Annotated in this window: 19 protein-coding genes; 17 read left to right on the forward strand and 2 right to left on the reverse strand. The window is 59.1% G+C overall.

Features of this window, described 5'->3' with window-relative positions:
• Positions 1-73: 73 nt before the first annotated feature.
• Together hslU and JNM28_08235 are read left to right on the forward strand one after the other, a co-directional pair.
• Positions 74-1,459 carry an ATP-dependent protease ATPase subunit HslU gene (gene hslU, locus JNM28_08230; protein MBL8068422.1) on the forward strand — a complete coding sequence of 462 codons (1,386 nt, stop codon included), beginning with the start codon at positions 74-76 and terminating at the stop codon, positions 1,457-1,459.
• A 50-nt stretch (positions 1,460-1,509) separates the two neighbouring features.
• The gene (locus tag JNM28_08235; protein MBL8068423.1) at positions 1,510-2,370 is read left to right on the forward strand and encodes a prepilin-type N-terminal cleavage/methylation domain-containing protein; all 861 of its coding nucleotides are present in this window, start codon (positions 1,510-1,512) and stop codon (positions 2,368-2,370) included.
• 7 nt (positions 2,371-2,377) lie between these two features.
• Here JNM28_08235 and JNM28_08240 read toward each other — a convergent pair whose 3' ends face one another.
• Complete coding sequence (locus tag JNM28_08240) at positions 2,378-2,950, reverse strand: hypothetical protein (GenBank protein MBL8068424.1); 573 nt, start codon at positions 2,948-2,950, stop codon at positions 2,378-2,380.
• Positions 2,951-3,166: 216 nt separating this feature from the next.
• Between JNM28_08240 and JNM28_08245 the strand changes: the two genes are divergently transcribed.
• Entirely contained in the window at positions 3,167-3,991 is an 825-nt protein-coding gene (locus tag JNM28_08245; GenBank protein MBL8068425.1) for a PEP-CTERM sorting domain-containing protein, read from the forward strand.
• A gap of 84 nt (positions 3,992-4,075) precedes the next feature.
• Complete coding sequence (gene aspS / locus JNM28_08250) at positions 4,076-5,896, forward strand: aspartate--tRNA ligase (GenBank protein ID MBL8068426.1); 1,821 nt, start codon at positions 4,076-4,078, stop codon at positions 5,894-5,896.
• 29 nt (positions 5,897-5,925) lie between these two features.
• Here aspS and JNM28_08255 read toward each other — a convergent pair whose 3' ends face one another.
• Positions 5,926-7,821, reverse strand: coding sequence for a beta-N-acetylhexosaminidase (locus tag JNM28_08255; GenBank protein MBL8068427.1), 1,896 nt, complete (start codon positions 7,819-7,821; stop codon positions 5,926-5,928).
• A gap of 79 nt (positions 7,822-7,900) precedes the next feature.
• On the opposite strand from JNM28_08255, the gene JNM28_08260 reads away from it, so the two are divergent.
• The 13 genes from JNM28_08260 to JNM28_08320 all read left to right on the forward strand — a co-directional run bounded on the left by JNM28_08260 (position 7,901) and on the right by JNM28_08320 (position 24,882).
• On the forward strand, positions 7,901-9,217 hold the full coding sequence (locus tag JNM28_08260; protein ID MBL8068428.1) for an extracellular solute-binding protein: 1,317 nt from the start codon (positions 7,901-7,903) through the stop codon (positions 9,215-9,217).
• 7 nt (positions 9,218-9,224) lie between these two features.
• Complete coding sequence (locus JNM28_08265; protein MBL8068429.1) at positions 9,225-10,106, forward strand: sugar ABC transporter permease; 882 nt, start codon at positions 9,225-9,227, stop codon at positions 10,104-10,106.
• Positions 10,103-10,909 carry a carbohydrate ABC transporter permease gene (locus JNM28_08270; protein ID MBL8068430.1) on the forward strand — a complete coding sequence of 269 codons (807 nt, stop codon included), beginning with the start codon at positions 10,103-10,105 and terminating at the stop codon, positions 10,907-10,909. Before JNM28_08265 ends, JNM28_08270 begins: the two co-directional genes overlap by 4 nt.
• 16 nt (positions 10,910-10,925) lie before the next feature.
• Complete coding sequence (locus JNM28_08275; protein MBL8068431.1) at positions 10,926-12,170, forward strand: aminotransferase class V-fold PLP-dependent enzyme; 1,245 nt, start codon at positions 10,926-10,928, stop codon at positions 12,168-12,170.
• Positions 12,171-12,180: 10 nt separating this feature from the next.
• Positions 12,181-12,747: a cysteine dioxygenase family protein gene (locus tag JNM28_08280; protein MBL8068432.1), complete on the forward strand. Its 567-nt coding sequence runs from the start codon at positions 12,181-12,183 to the stop codon at positions 12,745-12,747.
• Positions 12,748-12,859: 112 nt separating this feature from the next.
• A complete protein-coding gene (locus tag JNM28_08285; protein ID MBL8068433.1) occupies positions 12,860-14,119 on the forward strand; it encodes a HAMP domain-containing histidine kinase in 1,260 nt (419 codons plus the stop codon).
• A gap of 107 nt (positions 14,120-14,226) precedes the next feature.
• Positions 14,227-15,870, forward strand: a complete 1,644-nt coding sequence (locus JNM28_08290; GenBank protein ID MBL8068434.1) for a CTP synthase — start codon at positions 14,227-14,229, stop codon at positions 15,868-15,870.
• A 90-nt stretch (positions 15,871-15,960) separates the two neighbouring features.
• Positions 15,961-17,175: a hypothetical protein gene (locus JNM28_08295; GenBank protein MBL8068435.1), complete on the forward strand. Its 1,215-nt coding sequence runs from the start codon at positions 15,961-15,963 to the stop codon at positions 17,173-17,175.
• A gap of 243 nt (positions 17,176-17,418) precedes the next feature.
• On the forward strand, positions 17,419-18,474 hold the full coding sequence (locus JNM28_08300; GenBank protein MBL8068436.1) for a bifunctional transcriptional activator/DNA repair protein Ada: 1,056 nt from the start codon (positions 17,419-17,421) through the stop codon (positions 18,472-18,474).
• 184 nt (positions 18,475-18,658) lie between these two features.
• Complete coding sequence (locus JNM28_08305) at positions 18,659-19,435, forward strand: hypothetical protein (protein MBL8068437.1); 777 nt, start codon at positions 18,659-18,661, stop codon at positions 19,433-19,435.
• Positions 19,436-19,469: 34 nt separating this feature from the next.
• Positions 19,470-19,976, forward strand: coding sequence for a DinB family protein (locus JNM28_08310; GenBank protein MBL8068438.1), 507 nt, complete (start codon positions 19,470-19,472; stop codon positions 19,974-19,976).
• A gap of 32 nt (positions 19,977-20,008) precedes the next feature.
• The gene (locus tag JNM28_08315) at positions 20,009-21,679 is read left to right on the forward strand and encodes an efflux RND transporter periplasmic adaptor subunit (GenBank protein ID MBL8068439.1); all 1,671 of its coding nucleotides are present in this window, start codon (positions 20,009-20,011) and stop codon (positions 21,677-21,679) included.
• Entirely contained in the window at positions 21,676-24,882 is a 3,207-nt protein-coding gene (locus tag JNM28_08320; protein ID MBL8068440.1) for an efflux RND transporter permease subunit, read from the forward strand. Before JNM28_08315 ends, JNM28_08320 begins: the two co-directional genes overlap by 4 nt.
• Positions 24,883-24,888: the final 6 nt, after the last annotated feature.

Here is a 24,888-nt window from a genome sequence, read left to right on the forward strand (position 1 = left end):
CAATGTCAAGCCCCACGCCAAAATCCCACCGGGCCGCAACCTGTCTGGCAGGCCAAGGTACAACCGGGGAGGCATGGCCCTCCCGATCGAAGAACTCACCCCCAGGCAGATCGTCAAAAAGCTGGACGAATACATCGTTGGGCAAGACGAGGCAAAGCGGGCCGTCGCCGTCGCCTTGCGCAACCGGTTCCGGCGCCAGCAGTTACCCGAGGATCAGCGCGCCGACATCATGCCCAAAAACATCCTGATGATCGGGCCCACCGGGGTTGGGAAAACAGAAATCGCCCGGCGGCTCGCCCAGTTGGCCCGGGCCCCGTTTGTCAAAGTCGAAGCGACGAAGTTCACCGAAGTCGGCTATGTCGGACGGGATGTTGAATCCATGGTGCGCGACCTGGCCGCCAATGCCGTCCGTTTGGTGGAATCAGAAATGGTGCAGGCCGTCCAGGCACCAGCGCGGGAAGCCGCTCTTGACCAAATGGTCAACCTCTTGGACGACCGCCCAGTGCCGTTCCAGACCGGGGTTTGGTTCTCGCACGAACAACCGGAGCCTATTGAGGATGCCGAACCGCCCGAAGAAAGGGAAGCCCGGCTCGCCAAGCTCCGGCAGGACATCATCGACGGGGTTTATGACGACCGAGTCGTCGAAGTGGAATTCGAAGAAGCCCAAGGGAGCCAATTCCTGCAGGTCTTCACCCCTCAGGGCATGGAAGAGATGGGGATCGATATGAACCAGCTCATGGGTCGGGGAGGGCCTAAAACCGCCTATCGAAAAGCCAAGGTGAAGGATGCCCTGGAAGTGCTGACCCAAAACGAAGCCAAACGGCGGATCGATACCGGTTCGATTGCCATGGAAGCCGTCGAAAGGGCCGAACAGACCGGCATTATCTTCATCGACGAAATTGACAAGGTCGCCATGCCGACAGGCGGCCAAGGCCCCGATGTGAGCCGCGAAGGTGTCCAGCGCGACCTGCTCCCCATCGTCGAAGGATCGGTGGTCGCCACAAAGTTCGGGCCGGTCAAGACCGACCACATCCTGTTCATTGCCGCCGGGGCATTCCACGTCAGCAAACCCGGCGACCTGATCCCCGAACTCCAGGGCCGGTTGCCGATCCGGGTTCGGTTGGAAGCACTGGAGGAAAAGGATTTCGTGCGCATTTTGCGCGAACCCAAAAACGCCCTCACCAAGCAGTACACCCAGCTGCTGGGGGTGGACGGGGTCAAAGTCGAGTTCACCGACGATGCCCTTACTGAACTCGCCCATTTCGCGACCGAGGTCAACGCCAAAGCCGGCAACATCGGTGCCCGACGGTTGCACACCTTGTTGGAACGGTTGCTGGAGGATTACCTTTATGATGCTCCGGATGTGGCCCCGCCCGTCCTGCGGGTGGATGCGGCGTTTGTCAAAGAACAGCTTTCGCCGGTTGTCCAAGATTTGGCCCGGACGCAAGAGTTGATCTGACCTGAAGAGTTTTTTTTGGCGGCCCGGTTGGATCCTAGTATCCTTGACAGATGGGCCGCCATCGTGACGCCTTTACATTGATCGAACTGCTCGTGGTGATCGCGGTCATCGCGATTTTGGCGGCAATCCTATTCCCGGTGTTCGCCCAGGCCAAGACCTCGGCCAAGGCAACGGCAACCCTCAGCAACGCCAAGCAACTGGGGACGGCCATGGCGCTCTACAGCACCGATTACGACGATTTGGCGGTGTTGGTTGGGCGGGAAGAACCGACAGCCCCGGTCAACTACGGGACAGTCCCGACCATCACCTGGGCGGGCCTGATTTTGCCTTATGTGAAATCGGCGGTGATGTTCCAGGATCCTATGGTGCGGGCCGAATCGCCGATCTCCGGTGTGAGTGCCGAGCAAACATGGCTGTACCACACCCAGTTTGGCTATGCATTCACCATCCATTCGCCCTGGCAGGGGAGCTTGGGCACGGCGGCGGCCAACCCGATTTCGCAAACCCAATTGGCCTCACCATCGGAAACGATCCTGTTGGCGGCAAAAAAGGGCCGGTCTGGCAATCCGGATTATTTGTATCTCAACACGCCGATTTGGGGGGCGAACCTCATCAACCCGCCCTATTGCCAAAGCGTCCTGACCGGGACGAACCCCAGTTCCTATTGCGCGCCCAATGCCCGTTGGGGAACCGGCTCGCCGACCTATGCGGGGCAACCTTTTGAGGAAGGCGGGATGACTGGCGGCATCGCCGTCCGCAAAGCGGGAAAATCGTGCGCTGTTTGGGCGGATAGCCATGCCGCGTGGAAGTCTCCCGACCAACTGGCCGCCGGGACAAATTGGCGGAGGGACATCCCCTTCAGCCAAATCGTGATCACCGATATCACCAAATACCAGTGGGATATGGATTAATTCCGGCTCACCGGCCAGGAATGCGCCACGAGTTGGAGCTGATCTCAAGTTCCAAATCGGATCGGGTGACTTTCTTTGCGCTCGAGTCGGCTGCCGCACAGACCGCCGACGGGTCGATCTGGTCGGAAAACTTGTAAAGCATCAACGTTCCTTGGGGATCGGCAATGTCATAGGCGACAGTCCCGGCAAGATTCGGGTTGCTTTGGGTGGGTGTGTCGAATGTGTAGTAGAGATCCCGATTTTTCAAGTACGGCTCAAGGCTGGTGTAAAGCGCGTCGTCTTGACCCATCTCCATCGGGAACTTGTCGTCATAGTCAGCTTGGTAAATGACCACAGCCGTGGCACACTGCTTCATGTTGGACAGCGCATAAGTCTGACGGGCCGCGATCTTGGATTGGGCGAGGACAGGGAAGAGAATGGCGGCCAGGATGGGGACGACCACACAAAGCCCCACAACCGCCAAGATGCCGACAACGACCCACACCGAATTGGATGACTTCTTGGGTTGTGGTTGATAGGGATATTGCGGGCCCGGTGGCGGCGGTCCATCGAACCGGGGCGGGGGAGGGATATGGCTCATAGCAGTAACTTCTGGATGATATCTTCTTTGCCGGCAAGAATTCTTCAAATCCGAAACTGAGTTAAAGAGAATCAAACGTATGCCTAGTATTTCTTACAGGTTACATCTGCCTTGAACAAACGTTAACGTGCCATTAGCACCCCCTTAACACCAAAGTCGAAACATCTCCTCTGGATAGCGGGATTCCGCTGATTTTCAATCCAAGAGGAAAAACCAATGAAAAAAATCATGACTGGAGGGTTGTTCGTGCTCGCTGCAGTTTCGCAAGCCGGAACGATGACCTGGAACTTCGACGATAACCTGGCTTCGATGGAAGACGGTTCTTTGCTGGGTCAAAATGGATCCGCCGCATCTGGAGCCTATGAGTTTGTTGATGACATGATCAACGGACAAACGGCACGTGTTCTAAAACTGACACGCAACCAAGTTGACAACGCCGCCAATCCTTGGCTCAACATGTCCAATCCGTTCGCTCCTAACGGTGGTGGAACGATGCTCAACCAGTATTCGATTGTGATGGATGTGAAGGTGAGCTCTGACGGTGACCGATACAATTCGTTCATGCAAACCGACCTCACCAACACGAGCGACGGCGATGCGTTTTGGGATAGTTCCACCTCCGTTGACCGTGGCGGCATTGGAATTTCGGGCGACTATAGCGACGCTGGAAATCCACTTCGCTTTTCAGGCGATGTTTGGCACCGCGTAGTTCTTACCATGGATCTGACTCAGCCGGCCGGCAATAGCTCGGGTTGGCAAGCCTTTGTTGATGGTGCTTTGCAAAATGTTGTCCAGTCTCCCAGCGGATATGGCGTTGACGGGCGATATGCAATCGGCTCGGCCCTTTTGCTTTTTGCCGATGACGACAACGAGATGAAGAATATGAACTTCATTAACAACCTCCAGTTTGTCGACCGCGCGCTTTCTGCCAATGAAGTCGCCGATCTTGGTGGTCCAACTGCTGGCGCGGTTCCCGAGCCGGCCTCCATGGGCCTGCTCGCGCTGGGGGCTGCCGCTTTGCTTCGCCGCCGCAAGGCCTGAACTATTCCCGGCCCCCGTCACCGTGACGGGGGCCGCCTTACGTCCAAGGACAGCCTGAGCGGGATAGGTACTCTCCTGGCCGGTATGTCCTTCCCGCAACGCACCCTCTTTTCCGGCGAACTTCGCGCCGGTCACGTCGGCCAAACCGTCACCGTCAACGGCTGGGCCAACAAGGTGCGGGATTTGGGAGGGTTGCTCTTTGTCGATATCCGCGACCGCAGCGGCATCGTGCAAGTCATTTTCCCGGAAAACACCAAAGCCGAAATCCGGAGTGAAACAGTGCTGGCGGTCACCGGCACGGTGCGAATGCGCGACGAGCAGAACCGCAACCCCAACCAACCGACCGGCGATATCGAAATCGCCGTCGAATCCTTCGAAATCCTCAATGACGCGGCGACCTTGCCGTTCCCCATCAGCGATGAAAAGCAAATGGAAAAGGTGAACGAAGAGCTGAGGGTCAAGTATCGCTACCTCGACTTGCGGCGGCCGGCCATGCACCGGAAACTCAAGATCCGCGCCGCGGTTGTCCGCCGGATCCGGGAACACTTGGACAACAACGGGTTCATCGAAGTCGAAACACCGATCATCACCAAATCCACTCCCGAAGGCGCGCGCGATTACTTGGTGCCCTACCGGCTCCAACCGGGGGAGTTTTATGCCTTGCCCCAATCGCCGCAACAATACAAGCAGCTGCTGATGGTCGGCGGGGTTGAGCGGTATTACCAAGTCGCCAAATGTTTCCGAGACGAGTCGCAGCGGGCAGACCGGCAACCGGAATTCACCCAAATTGATATCGAGATGAGCTTCATCAAGCAAGAAGACATCTTGAACCTCGCCGAAGAGATGGTCAAATCCACCGTGAATGGGGCCATAGAAGAGTTTGGGCTTGATTTCGACCAAGTGGTGGATTTTCCGTATATCTCCCATGCCGAGGCAATGCGCCTCTATGGATCCGATAAGCCGGACCTGCGCTTTGGGCTCCCGATTTTTGATGCCGGCGAAATCGTTGCCGGCTCCGGTTTTGGGGTCTTTGCCAGCACCGTGTCTGGCGGGGGATTCGTGCGGGGGCTCCGAGTGCCGGGTGGGGCGTCGCTCAGCCGCAAGCAAATCGGCGAATATGAGGAGTTGGTGAAACAGTTCGGAGCCAAGGGCCTTGCCAACTTCGCCGTCATCGATCCTGCCGACGACGCAGAAGGCTCGATCTTGCTGGACAACGGAATCCGGGTGAAAGGGGGGATTTCCAAATTCCTGTCGGCCACTGAAGCCGAAGAACTGATCGCCTTGGGCGAGGCAAAAATCGGAGACTTGCTCGTTTTCGTCGCCGACAGTTGGCCGGTTTCCTGCGAGGCGCTGGGCCGTCTGCGGTTGAAAATCGGCACGGACTGCGGCCTGCGAGACCCCCGAAAGCTCGCCTTTGCCTTTGTAGTCGATTTCCCCTTGGTGGAGTGGAATGCGGACGAACAACGGTGGGATCCTAGCCACCACCCGTTCACCAGCCCAAAAGCCGAAGACTTCGACATCATCTCCCAGGATCCGGGCCAGGTTCGGGCGGACTGCTACGATGTGGTGTGCAACGGCTACGAAGCGGGTAGCGGTTCCATCCGGATTCACTCGCCCGAGATTCAGGCGCAAATTTTCAGCCTGATCGGGGTCACCGAAGAGCAACAGCAGTCGCGGTTCGGGCACATCTTGGAAGCATTCAAACTCGGGGCCCCGCCGCACGGCGGGATCGCAATGGGCATCGACCGTCTGGTCATGTTCCTGCTACGCGAAGACAACATCCGCGAAGTCATCGCCTTCCCCAAAATGGGGAACGGCTACGACCCCATGATGGATGCCCCTTCGGAGGTAGACGCCGCCCAATGGGCAGAGTTGGGATTGCAACCCTTGCCCAAGAAGAGCTGAGGCAACACAAGGCGGGGAGTCGGCCGCCCTCAAGATTTTTCGAAGAAGACGTCACCCATGGAATCGGTGCCGCCATCTGGCCGCACGGTTGCGCGGAGCTCGACCTTGGTGCCCGCCGGGACTCCTTTAAACGTGTACCGGTTGTCTTTGTGCGAACCGCCGGTCGTCCCCGGGTGGATGTCCTCCGCGACTTTCACCCCGTCGACCCATAGCGAGGCGCGCTCGATATCCAAACGGTGCGCCCCGCCCGTATACAGGAACGTCACGCGGTAATCACCTTGCCCCAGAAAACCCGGGGTCAGATCCCAAGACAATTCCTTCCAATCCCCCACAAGGTCGGATGGTTGCCAAGAGGCGATCGGCGAATCGCCTGGTTGCGGGGCGCGGTAGGTAACCCCCATGGCCTTCAACCGTTCCAAATGGGTGGTGACTCGGGTCAGAAATTCGGGAAACCGTCGGGATTCTTGGGGAGACCAGCCGATTTCGGCGACGGCGCAAACCCGAGGGAACGCCATATACTCCCGCTGTTTGTACGTCTTCATATATTCGGTCCAAATGTTCCCTTGGACACCAAGAATGTGCCGTTCGTTGCCCGGGGCCAATCCTTCGACCAGCGGATTGAAGGCATAGGTCTGCCGGAGTGGCACAAACCCGCCGATGGCGTCGGGCTCGGTGCTCGGCGGGCCTTGGTAATAGTCCAGGTACATGTGGCTTGTCGGGGTCATCACGACATCGTGGCCCTCGTTGGCGGCCTGTAGCCCGCCGCTGGTGCCCCGCCAGCTCATCACGGCAGCACGGGGCGGCAACCCGCCTTCCAAGATCTCATCCCAGCCGATCAACCGGCGCCCGATCAGGTGGAGGTAGTCCTCCATTTGCCGCATGAACCACGATTGGAGTTCGTGCTCGTCTTTGAGCCCGCGCTCTTTGATCCTTTGCTGTTCGGCAGGGTCGTTCTGCCATTGGGTTTTTGGGCATTCATCCCCGCCGACATGGATGAATTCACTCGGGAAGATGGATGCGATTTCTGATAGCACGGTTTGGCAAAAATGGATGGTCCGCGGCGAAGTGTTGAGCACCCGGGGAGAAACCCCCCAAGTTTGCATGACTTCGGCTGGCTGTCCGTCGCCGAGTTCCGGGTAGGCGGCAATGGCGGCCACCATATGCCCCGGCATATCGATTTCGGGGACGATCGTGATGTGCCGCTCGGCCGCATAGGCGACGACTTCACGCATTTCGGTTTGGGTGTAAAAGCCGGTGTGCGGAATGCCGTCGTAATCTTTGGTGTTGTGCCCCACCACGGTTTGCCGCCGCACGGATCCGACCTCGGTCAGGCGTGGATAGGCATTGATTTGGATCCTCCACCCTTGGTCGTCGGTGAGGTGCAGGTGCAAGATGTTGACCTTGTGCAGCGCCAGCGCATCGATGAATTTGAGGAGGTCGGGCTTTTCAGTGAAATGTCGGGCCACATCCAACATCACGCCCCGCCACTTGAAACGAGGGGAATCCGCGATGTGGACGCACGGAACTGTCCATGTTTCGGCTTGGGGGGTGCCGGCGAACACCTCGGCAGGGAGCAGCTGGCGCAAGGTTTGGATCCCATAAAATAGCCCGGCCTCTGCGGGGGCTTGGATCCTGATCTGGTCGGGCGTTACATCCAATGTGTACGATTCGGGGTCGCCGCTACCCGCCAAATCCAACGAGATCGACCCTGATCCTGCCGGGCCGGTCTCCAACACATAGCCGGTCGCCGGCCGCAAGGCTTTGCGCAACGCTTTGGCCGCCTCAGGGGAACTGCCCTTGGCAACAACGGTCTTGGAATCGATGCGGAAACTTCCTCCCGTCAATTCCACTCGGGCCGGCATGGGGACGAGGGGAATGGCAACGGATTGGAGGCAAGTGGCGGCGGCAAACACGGCGGCAAACATCGGTCAATGCCGATGATGCCCGATTTTGTTAGTGGAGGATTGCTGGTTTCCCGCCGTATGCAGGTATGTTACTGAGGTCATGAAGTGGAACTTCCCGGCCATCTTGGGGGCGGCCGGCCTCGCAGCGGCCTTGCTTTCCGGCGGATGCACAAAGCCGTCCACGGCTCCGACCACCACGGAAGTCATGGTGTTCGAAGGCGGCTACGGCAAAGACTTTTACGAAAAGGCGGCCGAAGAGTTCAAGGCCAACACCGGCAAAGACGTCAAGATCATCGGCGACCCGAGGATTGACCTGCAGATCACGCCCAGGATGCAAAAGGGCGACCCGCCCGACCTCACCTATCCCGGCTGGCGGGTGAAATCGTGGCAAGCGGTGGAGGAAGGGGAAGTCGAAGACCTGACCTCAGCCTTGGATGGCCCGGGCTATGGCGGGCAGGGCAAATGGCGGGACGCCTTTGACCCGGCCTTTTTGAAGCTTGGGCAAAAAGACGGCAAACAGATGCTGATGCCGTACTTCTTCTCTGTTTGGGGATGGTGGTACGACCCCGAGCTCTTTGCCAAAAATGGTTGGGAGCCCCCCAAAACATACAACGACCTGTTGGCCCTTTGCGCCAAAATCAAGGCGGCCGGGATCGCGCCCATCACCTACCAAGGCAAGTACCCGGACTACATGACGTCGGGCATGCTCCTACCTTGGATCCTTTCCACCGGGGGCACGGATGCGATGCTCAAGTGCCAAAACTTGGAACCGGGGGCCTGGAAAGACCCGGCCGTTGTCAAGGCGGCAACGATGATTAAGGAACTCCAAGACATGGAGTACTTCCAGAAGGGCGCGACCGCTCTTTCCCACACCGAGGCCCAAGGCGAATTCATCAATGGCCGGGCCGCGATGATTCCCTGCGGAACTTGGCTTTACTCCGAAATGGAGAAGGAAATGCCCGCCGGCCGTAAGATGCGGATGTTCCTTCCCCCGGTCGCGGGAGATGGCAAAGGCGACACGACGGCCCTCATGGTAAAGATCGAGCCCTGGTGGGTGCCGAGCAAGGGCAAGAACAAAGCCACCGCCATCGACTTCTTCAAATACCTGACCTCGCCGGACAAGGCCAAACAGTTCGTGACTGAAAAAGGCACGTTCATGGCCGTGAAAGGGTCGCTGCCCGACACGTTGCCCGAGCATCTGCAGGATGCCGCGGGGTTTTACAAATCTAGCACGCTGCTGTACTCAAGCCAATGGCGGGAGTGGTACCCCGACTTCTACGAAATCGTCGGCAACATCATGACTGAGTTGCTCAATGGGAAAATCACACCCGAGCAGTTTGCCGACAAGGTCGAGGCCGAAGCAGAAAAGGTGCGCGCAGACAAGCGGCAGACCAAATACACCTACAAGTTGGACTGAGAGGGAGATGGCGGGCCGCGATCTGCGTCGGTCGGGGTTTTTGGCGGCCTGCCTCATCCCCGGCCTGATCCTGTACTGCGGATTGGTGCTGGTGCCGTTCGCCCGGACGATCCAACTCAGCTTCTACCATTTCTCAGGGGTAGGGTCGAACCGGGAATGGGTCGGGTTGGAGAACTTCCAAGACCTTTGGAGTTCGGAGCAGTTTTGGTGGGCACTAAGGAATGGATTGACGATCCTGATTGTTGTCGCCCCGGTCTTGCTCGGCTTCAGCATGGTCATGGCCCACGCGGCTCAGGGCACCGGCCGGCTGGCCAAACTTGTCCGGGCCGTGTACCTGTTCCCAAACTTGATTTCGTTGGTTGCGGCCGGTTTGATCTGGCGTGCCGTCTATAACCCTTCGGTCGGACTCCTGAAAGGGATCGGCATCAGCGGCCCGGCCAACGGGTGGCTCGGAGATGTCGAAACCGCATTTTGGGCTTTTGCCATCGCGTTCATCTGGGTAGGCGCGGGGTTCTATACGACCCTGTTTGTCGCCGGGCTCGCCGGAATCCCGGCCGAAGTGCATGAAGCATGCGAGCTCGAAGGGGCATCCGGTTGGCGGAAGTACATGGCCATCACCCGTCCGCTGCTTTGGCCAGTGCGGCGCGTTGCAGCCGTGCACACTACCATTGCGGCACTCGGTGTTTTTGCGCTGGTCAACATCATGACGGAAGGTGCGCCCAGCTATCGGACAGAAACTTTGCTCAACGCCCTCTACCGGTCCATGACGACCGAGGCTGATATGGGCCGGGCTTCCGCGATCGGGGTGGTCATGATGCTGCTGACCGCCGCGACAAGTGTCGCCCTCTGGATGCTCTACCGCCGGAACCCGACGGAGGCAAACCGGTGAAAGCCATTCGGGGGATCCTCCTTTGCCTGTTTGTGGCGGTGGTCGTCTTGCCGGTGGCGTGGGTTTTCCTCAGCGCGGTTAAATCCAACACCGATATTTCAGCGTCGCCGTTTTCGGTCACGGTGCCTCCGGCATTCGACAACTTCGGCAAGGCGTGGAACAGCCAGCATTTGGGGCCGGCATTCCTTTTGAGCCTGACCGTCACGCTGGCAACCTTGGCCGTCTTAATCCCTCTTGGCGCCATGATGGCCTACGCGTTAGCCCGATACCGGTTCAAAGGGAGCAGTTTCATCCTGGGTGGCATCACGCTCGGAATGTTGTTCCCGAACCTGCTGGCCGCCGTTCCGCTTTTCTTGCAATTGGCCGATGCCAATCTCGATGACACGGTTTTTGGTTTGGTGGCCGCCTATGTGGCCTTTTCGATCAGCTTCACCGTATTTGTTCTGCACGGATTTTTTGCCGCCCTCCCCAATGAGCTGGCGGAAGCAGCGACCATCGACGGGGCCGGGCATTGGAGCCTGTTCCTTCGGGTCATGGTTCCCCTCGCCAAGCCGGGGATATGGGTCGCGGTCATTTTCAACGCGATCGGGCTTTGGAACGAATACAGCCTGGCCAAAGTCTTGATGCTCCAACAAAAAACCTTGCCCGTCGGGCTCAGCGACCTCATCGCCCAGCAGCAATACGCCGGCGACTGGGGGGCCATCTTTGCGGGGTCGGTTTTGGTGATGTTGCCAATCCTCACCCTTTACATGCTGCTCAAGGACAAGGTCCAGCAGGCCATGCTCGCTGGGGCGATCAAGTAGCGGTAACCTGCTTTGCGTGACCCCGACTCTCCCTGAAATCCGAAGCCAGTTCCCTAGCCTCGGCACCGGATTCGCATTCCTTGAAAACGCCGGAGGGAGCCAAGTACCCGCCGCCGTCATCGATGCCGTGAGCCGCTTCTATCGCGAAGACTATGCGCAAAAAGGGGCCACTTATGAGGCGAGCAAGAGATGTACTGCCATCCACGATGCCTGCAAAGTGTTCATGAACCGGATTTTTGGTGGAGAAGCGACGGGCGATGTCGCCGTCGGCCAAAGCGCGACGGCGCTTTTTGCAATGCTCGCTAACGCTTACCGGCAAACTTTGGCACCAGGGGACGAGATCGTGGTTTCACTCGCCAACCACGAGTCGCACATCGGCTGTTGGGAAAGGCTCTCCGAGTGCGGCGCGGTGGTTAAGTTCTGGGGAGTGGATCCAGAAACCGGCCTTTCTTCAATCCAAGGGCTGCGGGAAATCGTCACCGAACGGACAAAATTGATTTGCTGCAGCCGCACGTGCAACCTGCTCGGCGATGTGTTGGATATCCGGGAGGTGGCAAAAATCGCCCGGTCGGTGGGGGCGCATACGGTTGTTGATGTTGTGGCGTCGGCCAGCCACGAAGCCCCAGAGGTTGAAGCCTGGGATATCGATTTCTGCTGCTTCAGTTGCTACAAAGTCTTTGGCCCGCACATGGCCGCGCTGTGGGGCAGGCACGACCGATGGGCATCGCTCCCCGCCCCGAACCACCGGCAACTCGCGAGGTCGGGCGCTTTCAATTTCGAACTCGGATGCCTTAGCTACGAGTCGCTGGCGGGATTCTTGGCCCTCGGCGGATATTTCGGCTTTTTGGCCGGGGTCGCAGTCCCGGATGACGAGAGCCCCAGCCGGGAAACCATCAAAGAAGCCTATCGCGTGATCCAGGGGTTGGAAGCTGAGATTTCCCGCGAGATGTGGGACTGGCTCGGGTCGCGCAGGGGCATCCGGATCCTCGGAGACCGCGGGGCCCTGGGGCGCCACCCGACGTTCAGTTTCGTTTGCGACTCCCATTCCAGCTTGGATGTTGAGCGCCAGGTCAACCAAAACGGGATCGGCATCAAATCCGGCCACTTTTATGCCTGGCGGGCATGCGAGGCAGTGGGGCTTGCCCCCGAGCCGGGGGTCGTGCGGGTCAGTGCGCTCCATTACAACACTCCGGATGAGATCCGCCGGGTGTGCACCGTGCTGGATTCCGTGCTGGATGGCAAGCCAATCCCAATCCAGTAAACTACCCCTCATGGGTGCCGATCCGAAGTCCAAATTGGCCGCCGTCACGGCCGCGATCGATGCGGCGTTGGCCCAGCCAGAGCCAGAAAGGATCGAATCGGTCAAAAAGGTCTTGTCCCAGCTCTGCAGTCAAAAGGCGGACATCTTTGAGCCCCATTTTTTGGCGACCACCCCAGACCGGTACGCCCGCCGCCTGATGCACAGGGATCCAGCTGGACGCTACACGCTGGTGGTCGCGGTGTGGGCTCCTGGCCAAGCCACGCAATTGCACGACCATGGCGGGCTCTGGTGCGTTGAAGGTGTTTTTCAGGGCCGCTTGCGGGTCACTTCATTCGACATCTTAGAGGAGCGCGGTGACATCGTGCAGTTCAAAGCCGAGGATTCGGTGATTGTGACCGAAGGGGAGGTCGGAACCCTCATCCCTCCAAACGAGTATCACATCACCGAAAATGCCCAACGAGACGGAGTGACCGTGACCCTCCACGTTTACGGCGGTGAATTGACATCGTGCTGCGGATACCATCCCCAAACGGGCGGGTACCGTCGAGAACCGCTAGAACTGCCCTACACGGAATAAAAACTCTTGCCGTAATTGGGCTATCCTCTAATCCTTTGGCGACCTTAGGCCGTCATTTCGATTGAGCACCCGCTGAATGGAAACCCATAGCTATCGTAACCGGGCAACGGCCATGAAAGCCGAAGCCGCCCGGGAAATGCTAGAGCTCATCCACGACCTCGGCGAGTGCGTGGACGCGCGCCAGATCTTTGTTGCAGCCCTGCGGCACTACCGGTTCCTTTTTGGGGAATACAAGGGCATTTGCCTGTTGGTCAGCAGTTCCGATGCCGGCCACTGGCGGAGCCTTTTGCTGGAAAACCCTTACGGCGAGCATTGGGGAGGCGTCAAATACCAGCAATTGCCGGAGAATACTGACACCGGCCAGATCGTGCAGGAACTCGGCCAGGATGCCACCCCCTGGGTGACGGCCGACGGCCCTCACCGGCGGTCGCTTGTGGAATCCATCGAACCGTTTGTGGCCGAGGGGAATGCCCTGGCCGTCAAGCTGGGGATGTACTCGGGCCTGGAGGCCGACGCTTATTGGTTTGCGAGCTGGAGGATGCCGGGCGGAGCAAGGGGATGGTCCATCATGGGGTTCGACCAAGAGAATTACGCGGGCACAGACCGGTTCGGCCTCTATTGCACTGCCGTAGAAACGACGAGCCGAATGGCTTACTACCCATCGCTGTTGCAATCGGTGGCCCGCGAAGAAAGGATCAACCAAAGCATCCGGCGGAACATTGTCCACGACTTGAAAACACCGCTCACGGTCATCAAAGGGTACGCCGAAATGCTGAGGGAGCCCGAAGTGGCCAACGATCCCGCCATGTACCAGGAACTCGTGGGGGGCGTCATCGAATGTTGCGACCGCTTGCTTGCCGATATCAAAGAGATCATTGAGCCGATCGAAGGGGCTTGGCGGCCAAAGACCGAAGAGTTCGACCTAGCGATCATGGTCCAAAAGGTCGCCATGGCCGAACGCCACACCGAGCGGTCCAAAGACCACCGCATTGATGTCGAAGGGTGCGACGAACCGGTTTTGGTGCGGGCGGACCGGCGCAAACTGATGCGAGTAGCTGAAAACCTGTTGAGCAACGCGGTCAAATACTCCCCCGGCAAGGGCAAACGTGTTGTCATCCGGGTCAAACAGGCGGGCGATTTCGTGGGGTTTGAAGTTCAAGACGAGGGAATGGGGCTTAACCCCGAGCAGTTGCAGAACGTTTTGAACAATTGCGAGCGGGCGGTTGACCCATCTTTTGGGATCGAAGGCAGCGGATTCGGGCTCAACAGCAGCCAATTCGTTCTGCGGGCGCATGGCGGCGAGCTCCAAGTGGAAAGCCAACCCGGCGTCGGGTCGGTCTTCCGGGCCATCTTGCGCCGCTCCACCATCTAACCGCCCCAAAGCAATCCGGCCCTCTTGAAAGCCTGGAGCGCGTATAATCTTTGAGACCCGCCGCGCCTTTTGAGGATTGCCGTGCGTGTCCAGTTTCAAGGCAAAGCATGGCGAAGTACATTTTCGTGACAGGAGGCGTGGTTTCCAGCATCGGCAAAGGGATCACCAGCGCCAGCCTCGGGCGGATGCTCCGCAACCGCGGCTATACGGTCGCCCCGATCAAGCTCGACCCGTACATCAACGTCGACGCGGGAACCATGAACCCTTACCAGCACGGGGAAGTGTTCGTCACCGACGATGGGACAGAGACCGACCTCGACCTGGGGCACTACGAACGGTTCATCGATGTCAACTGCTCCAGTTCTAGCTCGATCACCACCGGCAAGGTGTACCAAAATGTCATTGAAGCCGAACGCCGCGGCGATTACCTCGGCGGCACTGTTCAGGTCATCCCCCACATCACCAACGAAATCAAACGGCTGATTTTGGATGCCGGGGCCAAAGAAGAGGCCGATATCGTCCTCGCGGAAATCGGCGGAACGGTCGGGGACATCGAAAGCCTCCCATTTTTGGAAACCATTCGCCAGTTGCGCAAAGACTTTGGCAAGGAGAACACCCTGTTCGTCCATGTCACGCTGGTGCCGACCGTCGGCCCTTGGCACGAAATCAAGACCAAGCCGACCCAGCACTCCGTGATCAATCTCCGCCAAATCGGGATCAGCCCCGACATCCTCATCTGCCGGTGCGAGGAAGATTTGCCCGACGACGTCAAAGAAAAAATCTCCTTGTTCTGCGATGTCCCCCAAGAAGCGGTCATCGAAAGCCGGACGGCGGAAACAATCTACGAAGTGCCGCTCATGTACGAGGCGACAGGACTCGGCGGCCTGGTTTGCGACCGGCTGGGGCTTGAGAACCGCGAGGCGGATCTTTCTGAATGGCGTGAAATCGTAGATAAAATCAAGAATCCGATCAACACTTGTACAATTGGTGTCGTTGGGAAATACACGTCCAACGGCGATGCCTACAAGTCCATTGCGGAATCCTTGGGGCATGGCGGGATCGCCCACGATTGCCGGGTCAAGATCCAGTGGATTGAAAGCGATGTTTTTGAGAAAAACGCCTCTGGCGAACCCGGAGCAACCGCCGAGGAAATCCTGTCCGGAGTAGACGGAGTCGTGATCGCCCCGGGTTTTGGGTCACGGGGGGTTGAAGGGAAGATCGAAGCCCTCCGGTATGTCCGCGAAAACGGCGTCCCGTTCCTAGGAATCTGTTTTGGCCTCCAAATGGCCGTCATCGAATACGCCCGGAACGTTTGCGGAATCCGCGATGCCGGCAGCGAAGAATTCGACACCGCCGAAAAGAGGACATCCGATCCTGTCATCCATTTCATCCCAGATCAATCCGGCATCACCCACAAGGGCGGGACGATGCGGTTGGGTAGCTACCCCTGCCACGTTTCGGCAAACACGCTGGCTTACGAGATCTACGGCGAATCGCCGATCTACGAACGCCACCGCCACCGCTACGAGGTTAATAACGACTATCGCGAACTGCTGATCAAGAGCGGTTTGCAAGTCAGCGGGGTCTCGCCGGATTACCGGCTTGTCGAAATGGTCGAGTTGCCTGGACACCCCTTCTTCATCGCCACCCAAGCCCACCCGGAACTCAAGAGCCGGCCCAACCGACCGGCACCGCTTTTCCGGGCCCTGGTCGGGGCCGCACTAGCGCGCCGGGCAAAAGTGTTGCTGTGAACTGGGCCCATTAGCCGCCGTGGTGCCCAGTCCAGACGGGGGCGTTGCGGTGGCCGGATCATAATGGGCAAAACCCCATAGAGGAATGTGATGAGCCAAAGGCCCAACAAGAGCAACCCAGAAGATTTCGACGCCTACCGCAGACGGCTCATCTTGAAGTCCCGCCCCGTCGGCAAAGAAGAACGTGCCGAATGGTTCACCCAGTTCAGCGAACTGGTTGAAAAAGCATTCCCCTCCCAAGAGTGCCGGATCAACCGGCCAGGGGTTGCGCACCGGATGTTTGCCGCCGAGGTTTCCATCCCCAAAATGAAGCCGCTCACCCTTGTTGGGTTCGCCCAAGAGTTCGAGCAATTGTTCATGGATGCCATGCCGGTCACGGCTGAAGGCATCCGCACCAACACTTACCAAGATCGCTTGGATGTGATTTGGGAAGCCGTCATCGACTTGGGTGACGCCTACGTGACAGTCGCGGTCAAACTCCGGAACTTCGAGTTCAGCAAGTTTGAATTCAACCAGGATGACCGGGGATCGGATCGGCCGTTCAAGAAAAAGTTCGATGGCGACCGAGGGCCTCGTCCCTATCAGAATCGCGACAACCGGGGTGGTGGCGACCGGCCTTGGCAGAACCGCGACAACCGAAATGACGGCGACCGGCCTTGGCAAAACCGCGACAGCCGGGAAGGCGGCGACCGGCCTTGGCAGAACCGCGACAACCGAAATGACGGCGACCGGCCTTGGCAAAACCGCGACAACCGGGAAGACGGCGATCGGCCTTGGCAAAATCGCGACAACCGGGGTGGCGGCGACCGGCCTTGGCAAAACCGCGACAACCGGGGCGGCGGCGACCGGCCTTGGCAAAACCGCGACAACCGGGGCGGCGGCGACCGGCCTTGGCAGAACCGTGACAACCGGGGTGGCGGCGACCGGCCGTGGCAGAACCGCGACAACCGGGGTGGCGGGGATCGGCCTTGGCAGAACCGTGACAATCGGGGTGGCGGCGACCGGCCGTGGCAGAACCGCGACAACCGGGGCGGCGGCGACCGTCCTTGGCAGAACCGCGACAACCGGGACAACCGAGGAAGCGGTGAAGAGCCGCGTCAAGACCGCGACAGAGGATCGGATTTCAATGGACCTCGCCCTTACGATAAGTCTGAGGGTTCATCTCGCGGATCTCAAGGGTCAGGCTCATGGGATAGGGGACGCGGCCCGCAAGGTAGATCCGGGCCACCGAATCGAGGCGGTCGGCCATTTGGGCCAAAACCGAACCGGGGCGGCCCGCCAAAACGCAAACCGAAAGATGGATAAACCCCTTAGGGGCCCCAGTCCCAGGTGAAAAGGCGGCAGCCGGACGGCAATACGCCTTGACCGCCGCAGGATCGACGGATTCGATTGCGCTAAGTTCCGTCGTGAGCAAGGGCAACAGCGGAGAGGGATCGAAATCGGGCGAGTGGTCGACCTGGATGTGGGGCACAACCGATGATAGCCAATCGACATTGGTGTCCAAATCCCGATTGGCATCCGGTTCCTGTCGCTGGTAGCTTGCAACACATGGATCGGCCCTTGTTCGACCGCGTTTATGCGGCCCTGGAAAAGCGGAGTCCCGAGTTCGACCGAATTTGGTACACGTGCGTCAAAACGACGAAAATCTTTTGCCGGCCGATATGCCCTGCCCGGACACCGCTCAAGAAGAATGTCGAATTCTTAGGGAGCCCCAAAGAGGCGATGCATGCCGGTTACCGACCCTGCAAAAGGTGCCGCCCGCTCGATTTGGCCGACCGGCCCCCGGCCTGGCTCGCCGACCTGCGGAACCGGGTCGAAACCGGTGACGGACTCAAATTGAAAGACCAAGACCTCCGGCAGTTGGGCTTGGATCCGGTGGTTGTGCGGCGGCAGTTCAAAAGACAAATGGGGCTGACATTCCACGAATATCAGCGCGCGTGGCGGATGGGCCGGGCGCTTGCGGGGTTGAGGAAGGGCGACGACCCCGTGGATGCGGCGATCCGCACCGGTTACGCGAGCGAGAGCGGGTTCCGGGCCGCTTTCGAACAAGTGATCGGGGCAAAGGTTGCCGTCGGCAAGGATGCCGAACCAGCTTGGGCAAAATGGATCGAAACCCCGATCGGAGGGATGGTCGCGGTAGCGGTCGACCAAGGCCTTGGACTTTTGGAGTTCGTCGACCGGCCGATGTTGGAAACCCAACTCAAGCGGTACACGGCCCGCACGGGCCGGCGGATCGTGCCCGGCAACCATCCCCTGCTCGACACGATCAGCCGGGAACTCCGGGATTACTTCGAAGGCAAACTCCAATCGTTTTCATGTCCCATCGAGCTTTCGGGCACGGCATTCCAGGTTGCGGTATGGAAGGAACTCCTCACAATCGGCTATGGGGAGTTGAGGAGCTATTCGGATCAAGCCCGACGAATCGGCAACCCGACCGCTGTTCGGGCGGTGGGGCGGGCCAACGGGGACAACCGCCTGGCGATCATCGTCCCTTGCCACCGGGTCGTCGGGGCAGGCGGCGACCTCACCGGCTATGGCGGAGGGCTCTGGCGGAAAAAGCGCCTGCTCGAACTCGAAGGCTCGGCGGAAAGACTCTCCAAGTGATCAGGTTCCCGCAGGCCAGGGCAAACGCCGCCTGGTAGGCCTACCAGAATTCCCGGCTCAACCCCCGAGTCAATTGCGGGAGTTCGCCCTGATCGCTCCGCATTGGCACGGGCCGCCGGTACAATCCCGGCATCGGTGACTTGGGCGCGTGCCCGGTCCGGATTTGTTGACCAGGAGTAAGGAAATGATCCCAAAGAGGCTGTTCACGACATCCAAAACCAAGGACCTACGGCCGGATCTGAAGGCCTACATGGAAACGGCCCACCGCCTGCACCCCGACTGGGTTTTTGAGATCATCGACAACGAAGAGCAGGACAGGTTCGTCCAACAGAATTTCCCGCAATATTGGGATGCCTATTTGGCCTTGCCCCACAAGATCATGCAAGTGGACATTTTCCGCTACATGAAGTCGTACGTGGATGGCGGCTGGTACTTGGATACCGACTATGAGCTCTATCGGACTCTAAACGAGTTCGAGGATTGCGACATGGTTTTGCCGATCAGTCGGGAATCTGGCGACCGCGACAACCCCCGGGATTACGAGATGTACGACATCTGCATCTACGCTTCATCAAAAGAAAACCCGTTCTTCCTTTACCTTCTGGATCGGTTTTTCAAGAGCCCGCCTCCGAGCAACATGGAAATTTATGATGTGCTTGTGATCACGGGTCCCGTTTTTTTTACCGACGCCGTTCGCGAATACGGAGTCGAACGGGAAGGGTGGGTGAGGCCCTCACGGCAAAAGTTTCACCCGGAGTACAAGCGGGGCGTCGATTTTGTGAAAGTCGAAGGCCAATATGGGGCCCACCACTGCGCCGAGCAGTGGTTGCCGGCCGACTTCCATTCCCTCAGGAACAAAATCCTGCGCCGGGTGAAACGCTTGCTGGGCAAGTCGCGCGTCCATAGCGCCCCATCCCAGGCCGTGAAGGCGAACAAAGACGGCGAAGGATATTTGGGCTGAGCAAGCAACGGTTCGGGTATCCCTTTAGCCAGTAATGGACAGCAGAGAACTCCTAATATCCCGGCTTGCTTACGTGCGGCGGGATCTTGATGAAGCCGTCTCCCGCTTAACAGACGAGGACATGGGATGGGCACCGGCCGAAGGCATGCGCACGATCGGCGGCCAGCTTCACGAGATCGCCGCGACTGAACTCCAGGACATCGCCTTGTTCCGGGGGGAGACCACCCGATTCGACGAGATCGCCAAAGGAGCCAAGCGCGGGACGCTTGCCGAGTACAAGGAGCTTCTTGCCGCCACGAGGGGCGAATTGATTGCCTTGATCGACTCGCTCAGCGAAGCCGACCTTGCCAAGCCTCTCCAGGTCGACCCCCGGTGGTTTGAGAGTTTTGGCAACTCCGAAGTGCCACTTGCCGAAGCCATCCGGTCGGTGGCGATGCACGAGTGGTACCACACCGCCCAACTGGTTAGCTACCTGTGGGCCAAAGGCGACAACCCCTATGATTGGGGCAAAGAAGGGGCGGCAAACGCCCAAAGCGGGTGAGCCAGGCGGCCAAAAAAGCGTATAACCACGGTGTGAAGCCTTCCGCCAAATTGATCTTTGCCGCGATCCCTTTGGTCGTCCTGGGCTACTTGGTTTTTGGCCGGCTCCAAGACATCGGAGCGACCAAGGCGAAGCAGGCAAAGGAAGGGGCCGCCCGCCGGGGCAGCGCGGCGATCGTCGAAATCTCCACCGCCCAGTCGGTGGATATCGTGCAAGGGGTCGAGGCGGTTGGGACGGTGACGCCCGAGCTCACAATCCAGTTGGCACCCCGGGTCACGGGCAAGATCACCTACTTGGAGATCCGCGAAGGCGAAAGGGTGAAGCCGGGGCAGCTCTTGGCCAAAATCGACCCCCAACAGGCAGACGCCGGGGTTCTTTCCGCCCGCGCCAGCGTCAACGAATCGCGCAGCCGGCTGGCCCAGGCCGAAGCGGCCATGCAAGCCAATGCGATTCAGATCGAACAGGCGATCACTCAGGCCCAGGCGGAAGCCACCTATGCCAAAGCCGCACTCATCCAGGTTCAAAAGAGTTCCGAGGCCAAAGTTGCGGCAGCTAAGGCCCTAGTCAGGCAATCGGCAAGCGCCGTGGCATCGGCCCAAGCCGATTTGAACAGCCGCAAAGCCCAAGTTGCCAGCGGACAGGCCAACCTGAAAAATGCCCAGTTGAAGGAGCAGCGGATGAAAACGCTGTACGACAAGGGCTTTGTCTCCAAACAAGATTTGGAAAACGCCGAGACTTCAACCGCTGCCGCCCAAGCCGCCTTGGATGCCCAACTGAGCGCCGTGGAATCGGCCCAAGCCGACCTTGCAACCGCCAAGGCTCGAAACGATGCCGATGAAGCCAACGCCAAATCGGTTCAAGCCACAACCCAGGCCGACATCGAAGCGGCCAAGGCCAGGGTTGCCCAATCGGCGGCCGCACTCAAAACCGCCCAGGGGAATCGGAACCAGCTGCCAGCAAACCGGGCAAACCTGGATGCCCTTCGTGCCGGAGTCGATTCGGCGGATGCTCAGCTCAAAGGGGCTTCTTCGCAACTTTCCGACACGGAATTGCGGTCGACGATCTCTGGGACGGTCACTAAACGGATGGCGGATCCAGGATCCTTGGCCAGTCCGGGCCAACCCGTTTTGACTTTGGAATCGACCGATTCTGTGTTGGTCGACGCAAACGTGACGGTGGAGGATTCGGCGAAGATCGTGAAAGGCGACGAGGTTGGCCTCGATTTCGACGGGATGCCTGACCAAACTCTCAGGGGGCGGGTCGACCAAATCGTCCCCTCGGCAAACCCGTTGGATCGGCAAGTGTTGGTTCGGATCCGGCTCACAAGCCAAAACTCCGGGGTTAAGCCAGGGATGTTTGCTAAGGTCAAGATCGAAACCAAAAGGGTGGCTGCCCAAGTCGTGGTGCCGTTCGATGCGGTCAAGGACGGAACGGTCACCGTCGTCGGCAAAGACGGCAAAGCGGAAATCCGGAAAGTCGTGACCGGGGAGCGCGACAAAGACAATATCGAGATCCTGAGTGGGCTCGCAGTGGGCGAAAAAGTCGTCGTGCTTTCTTTCTCGCCGGTCAAAGACGGAGCTTCTGTCACGCCGACGGCCGAAAGGCGGCTGGACGGGTCGCGCGTTGTCATCGACCCACCCAAAAAGCCGGGTGACGGCAAAGGCGGCCCCCCTTCCGGCAACAAGCCGCAAGGTGGCCGATGAGCATCGCCAAGTTTTCGGTCAGCCGCCCGGTCGCGGTGACCATGCGTATTGCCGCCCTGGTGCTGCTGGGGGCGATCAGCTTTTCACGGCTCCCGATCGACTTGCTCCCGCGGGTTGACCTGCCGATCGTCGCGGTGAGCACCAACTGGAACAACACGCCACCCCAGGAGATGGAGACCCAAATCACCCGCCCGATCGAACAGGCGGTCTCCACGATCCCCGGGTTGTATTCCGTTAACTCCAGCTCAAACTTGGGTTCGTCGTTTGTCAGGGTCACGCTCAATTACGGGGTCGACGTGGACAAAGCCGCGGTGGATGTCCTGCAATATGTCCAGCGCGCCTACCGCCAATTCCCCAACGACCCCAATATCAGCCCGCCGGTCGTCTTCAAATTCGACCCGAACTCGTTCCCCGTGATGATCTATGGCGTCACCGGGGAGGATGACCCGATCAAGCTCAAAACCCTCCTTGTCAACGAAATCGCGCCGATGATCGAATCGGCCGGAGGGGTCGCCCAAGTCAACGTGACCGGGGGCCGCGACCGGGCGATTATCGTCAATGTCGACCCGGTGAAAATGCAGGCCTACAATGTGTTGCTTTCCGACATTGTTGCGCGCATCAGGGCCGAAAACATCAGCCAACCCGCAGGCATCGCCAAAGCCGGGGAAAAGGAGTACGTCATCCGTTCGTCGGGGTACTTCAAAGATATCCGCGATGCCGAAAATGTGCCGATCCGTGCCACGGATGGCCGCCAAGTCCTGCTCAAACAGGTCGCAACGATCCGCGACGAAGCCCAGGATCAACGCGTGTGGACCCGGGTCAACGGCGAAAACGCGGTCGGGATCTCGGTTACCAAACAACGGGAGGCCAACACTGTCGAAACGGCGCAAAACATCAAGGATGCCGTCGCCAAAATCCAGAAGGCGTACCCCAACCTAAATTTCCGGATCGGTTACGACCAATCGGGGTTCGTCAAGGAATCGGTCGGATTGCTTCAAGAGCATGCGATCATCGGGGGGACGCTTGCCATTCTGGCGATCCTGTTCTTTCTCCGGAACCTCCGTTCGACTTTTGTGGTCGCCCTGTCGATCCCGATCTCCATCACCAGCACGTTCTCGTTGATGTACTTTGGCGGATTCACACTCAACACGATTTCGTTGAGCGCGCTGGCCCTTGCCACGGGGTTGATCGTGGATGACGCCATCGTTGTCCTTGAAAACATTTTCCGGCATATCGAGCGGGACAAGCGGTCGCCGGTCGATGCGGCCGTCACCGGGACAAACGAAATCATGCAGGCCGTCGTGGCCAGCACCACCACGGTGATGATCGTGTTCCTCCCGCTGTTTTTGGTCAAGGGGCAATCCGGGCAGATCTTCACCCAGCTCGCCTTGGTCGTCATCTTCTCACTCGCCGTCTCACTGCTGGATGCCACCACTGTCGTACCGATGCTGGCCTCGCGCATTATCAAAACCCGGGAAGTCCATGCCCTTGAACACCCCGAAGAGCAAATCAACCAGGCGGGTTTCGGGGCAAAGGTCTCCGGCTTCATGGGGCAGGTGTTCCATGCCATTGATTCTTCGTACCGCAATGGTTTGGTGTGGGCGATCAAGCACCGGTGGTCGGTTTTGGGTGCGGTGGCGGCGGTGACGGTGGCCGCCTATCCCCTTTGGCAAACCATCGGCACAGAATCACTCCCTCAAACTGATTCGGGCGACCTCAACGTCCGGGTGCGGCTCCCCGTGGGCACCGCCTTGAGCACAACCATCGATAAGATGGAGCAAGTCGAAAAGGTTTTGCTGGCAGATCCGGACATCGACACGGTTTTTGTCTCGGTTGGGGCCGGGATCAGCTTTCGGGGGAGCGTCGGAGGCCAACAGGCCAATTCTGGCGCGGCCAACATCCACCTGAAGGAGCATCGGAAAGCCACGACCGACGAAGTGGCCAAGCGCCTGCAAAAGAACCTGGCGTCGATTTCTGGCGTGCGGGTGACGGCCAACCCGTTCGACTTGGTCTCCAACATCATCGGTGGCAACAACCAAGGCATGGAGATCGACGTGTTCGGCACGGACCTCACCCAGATGTTTGCCGCAGCCAACACCGTCAAGGATGCCCTCCAAGATATCCCGGGTTTGGAGGGGGTGGATGTCAATGTGGAAGAGGCGACGCCGGAGATCACGTGGCGAGTGGATCGGCAACGGGCTCAATCGTTGGGCGTCAGCTACCAAGACATCGCTTCCACGATCAACGCAAGCACCAACGGAACACTTTCGACCTACTTCCAACAGGATGGGTTCCAATATCCGATCTACGTCCAGCTTCCGCCTGGCAACCGCGAAACGGTGGAAGACCTGATGCGGATTCCGGTCAAAAAGAACCCGGTAACGGGGAACCAGATCCTTTTGGGCCAGGTGGCCACCCCCGAGCTCACGGGCGGCCCAAACGGCATCAATCGCATCAACCGACGGCGGTATGTCTCAGTGGGCGGCCGGTACAGCGACCGGGCAGAATCGGAAGTCTTGGCCGATGTCACCGCCCGCATGAAGAGCCTGGAACTCCCGCAAGGGATCACATGGGCCTATGGGGAACAGCAAACCCGCAAGGCCGATGAATTCAGCGGACTCGGATTGGCCGTCGTCTTGGCGGTCGCCTTGATTTACATGCTGTTGGCCAGCCAGTTCGAAAGTTTCATCTATCCCCTGGTGGTTTTGACCACCGTCCCACTTTGTGCAGTTGGCGTCGTCCTCTCGCTCTTTTTAACCGGCCGGTCATTTGGGTTGACGGCTTACATCGGGATCTTGATGTTGGTCGGGATCGTGGTGAAAAACGGGATTTTGCTGGTCGAATACACCAACCAACTCCGAGGGAGAGGCCTTTCGCGCGATGAAGCTATCCTCACGGCATCGCCCACACGTCTGCGCCCAATCCTCATGACGAGCATTGCCTCGGTGGCTGGCATGCTTCCCATGGCTTTGGCCTCGGGCTCGGCATCTGCCCTGCAGGCCCCATTGGCCACCGTCGTCGTCGGCGGCTTGACGACATCCACCATCCTGACCTTGTTTGTCGTCCCGGTGGTTTACACATTCTTTGATGACATGGCCCGGCGTTATCGCAAAGACGACCGCGACTTGGCGCACGCCAGCGGCGTCGAGCCGTCGTTGAGTTCGGTGGGCCAAGCGGAACCCGAAACCGCTTTTCCTGATTAGAACCGC

The sequence above is a fragment of the Armatimonadota bacterium genome (assembly GCA_016789105.1).
Lineage (GTDB): Bacteria > Armatimonadota > Fimbriimonadia > Fimbriimonadales > Fimbriimonadaceae > UphvI-Ar2.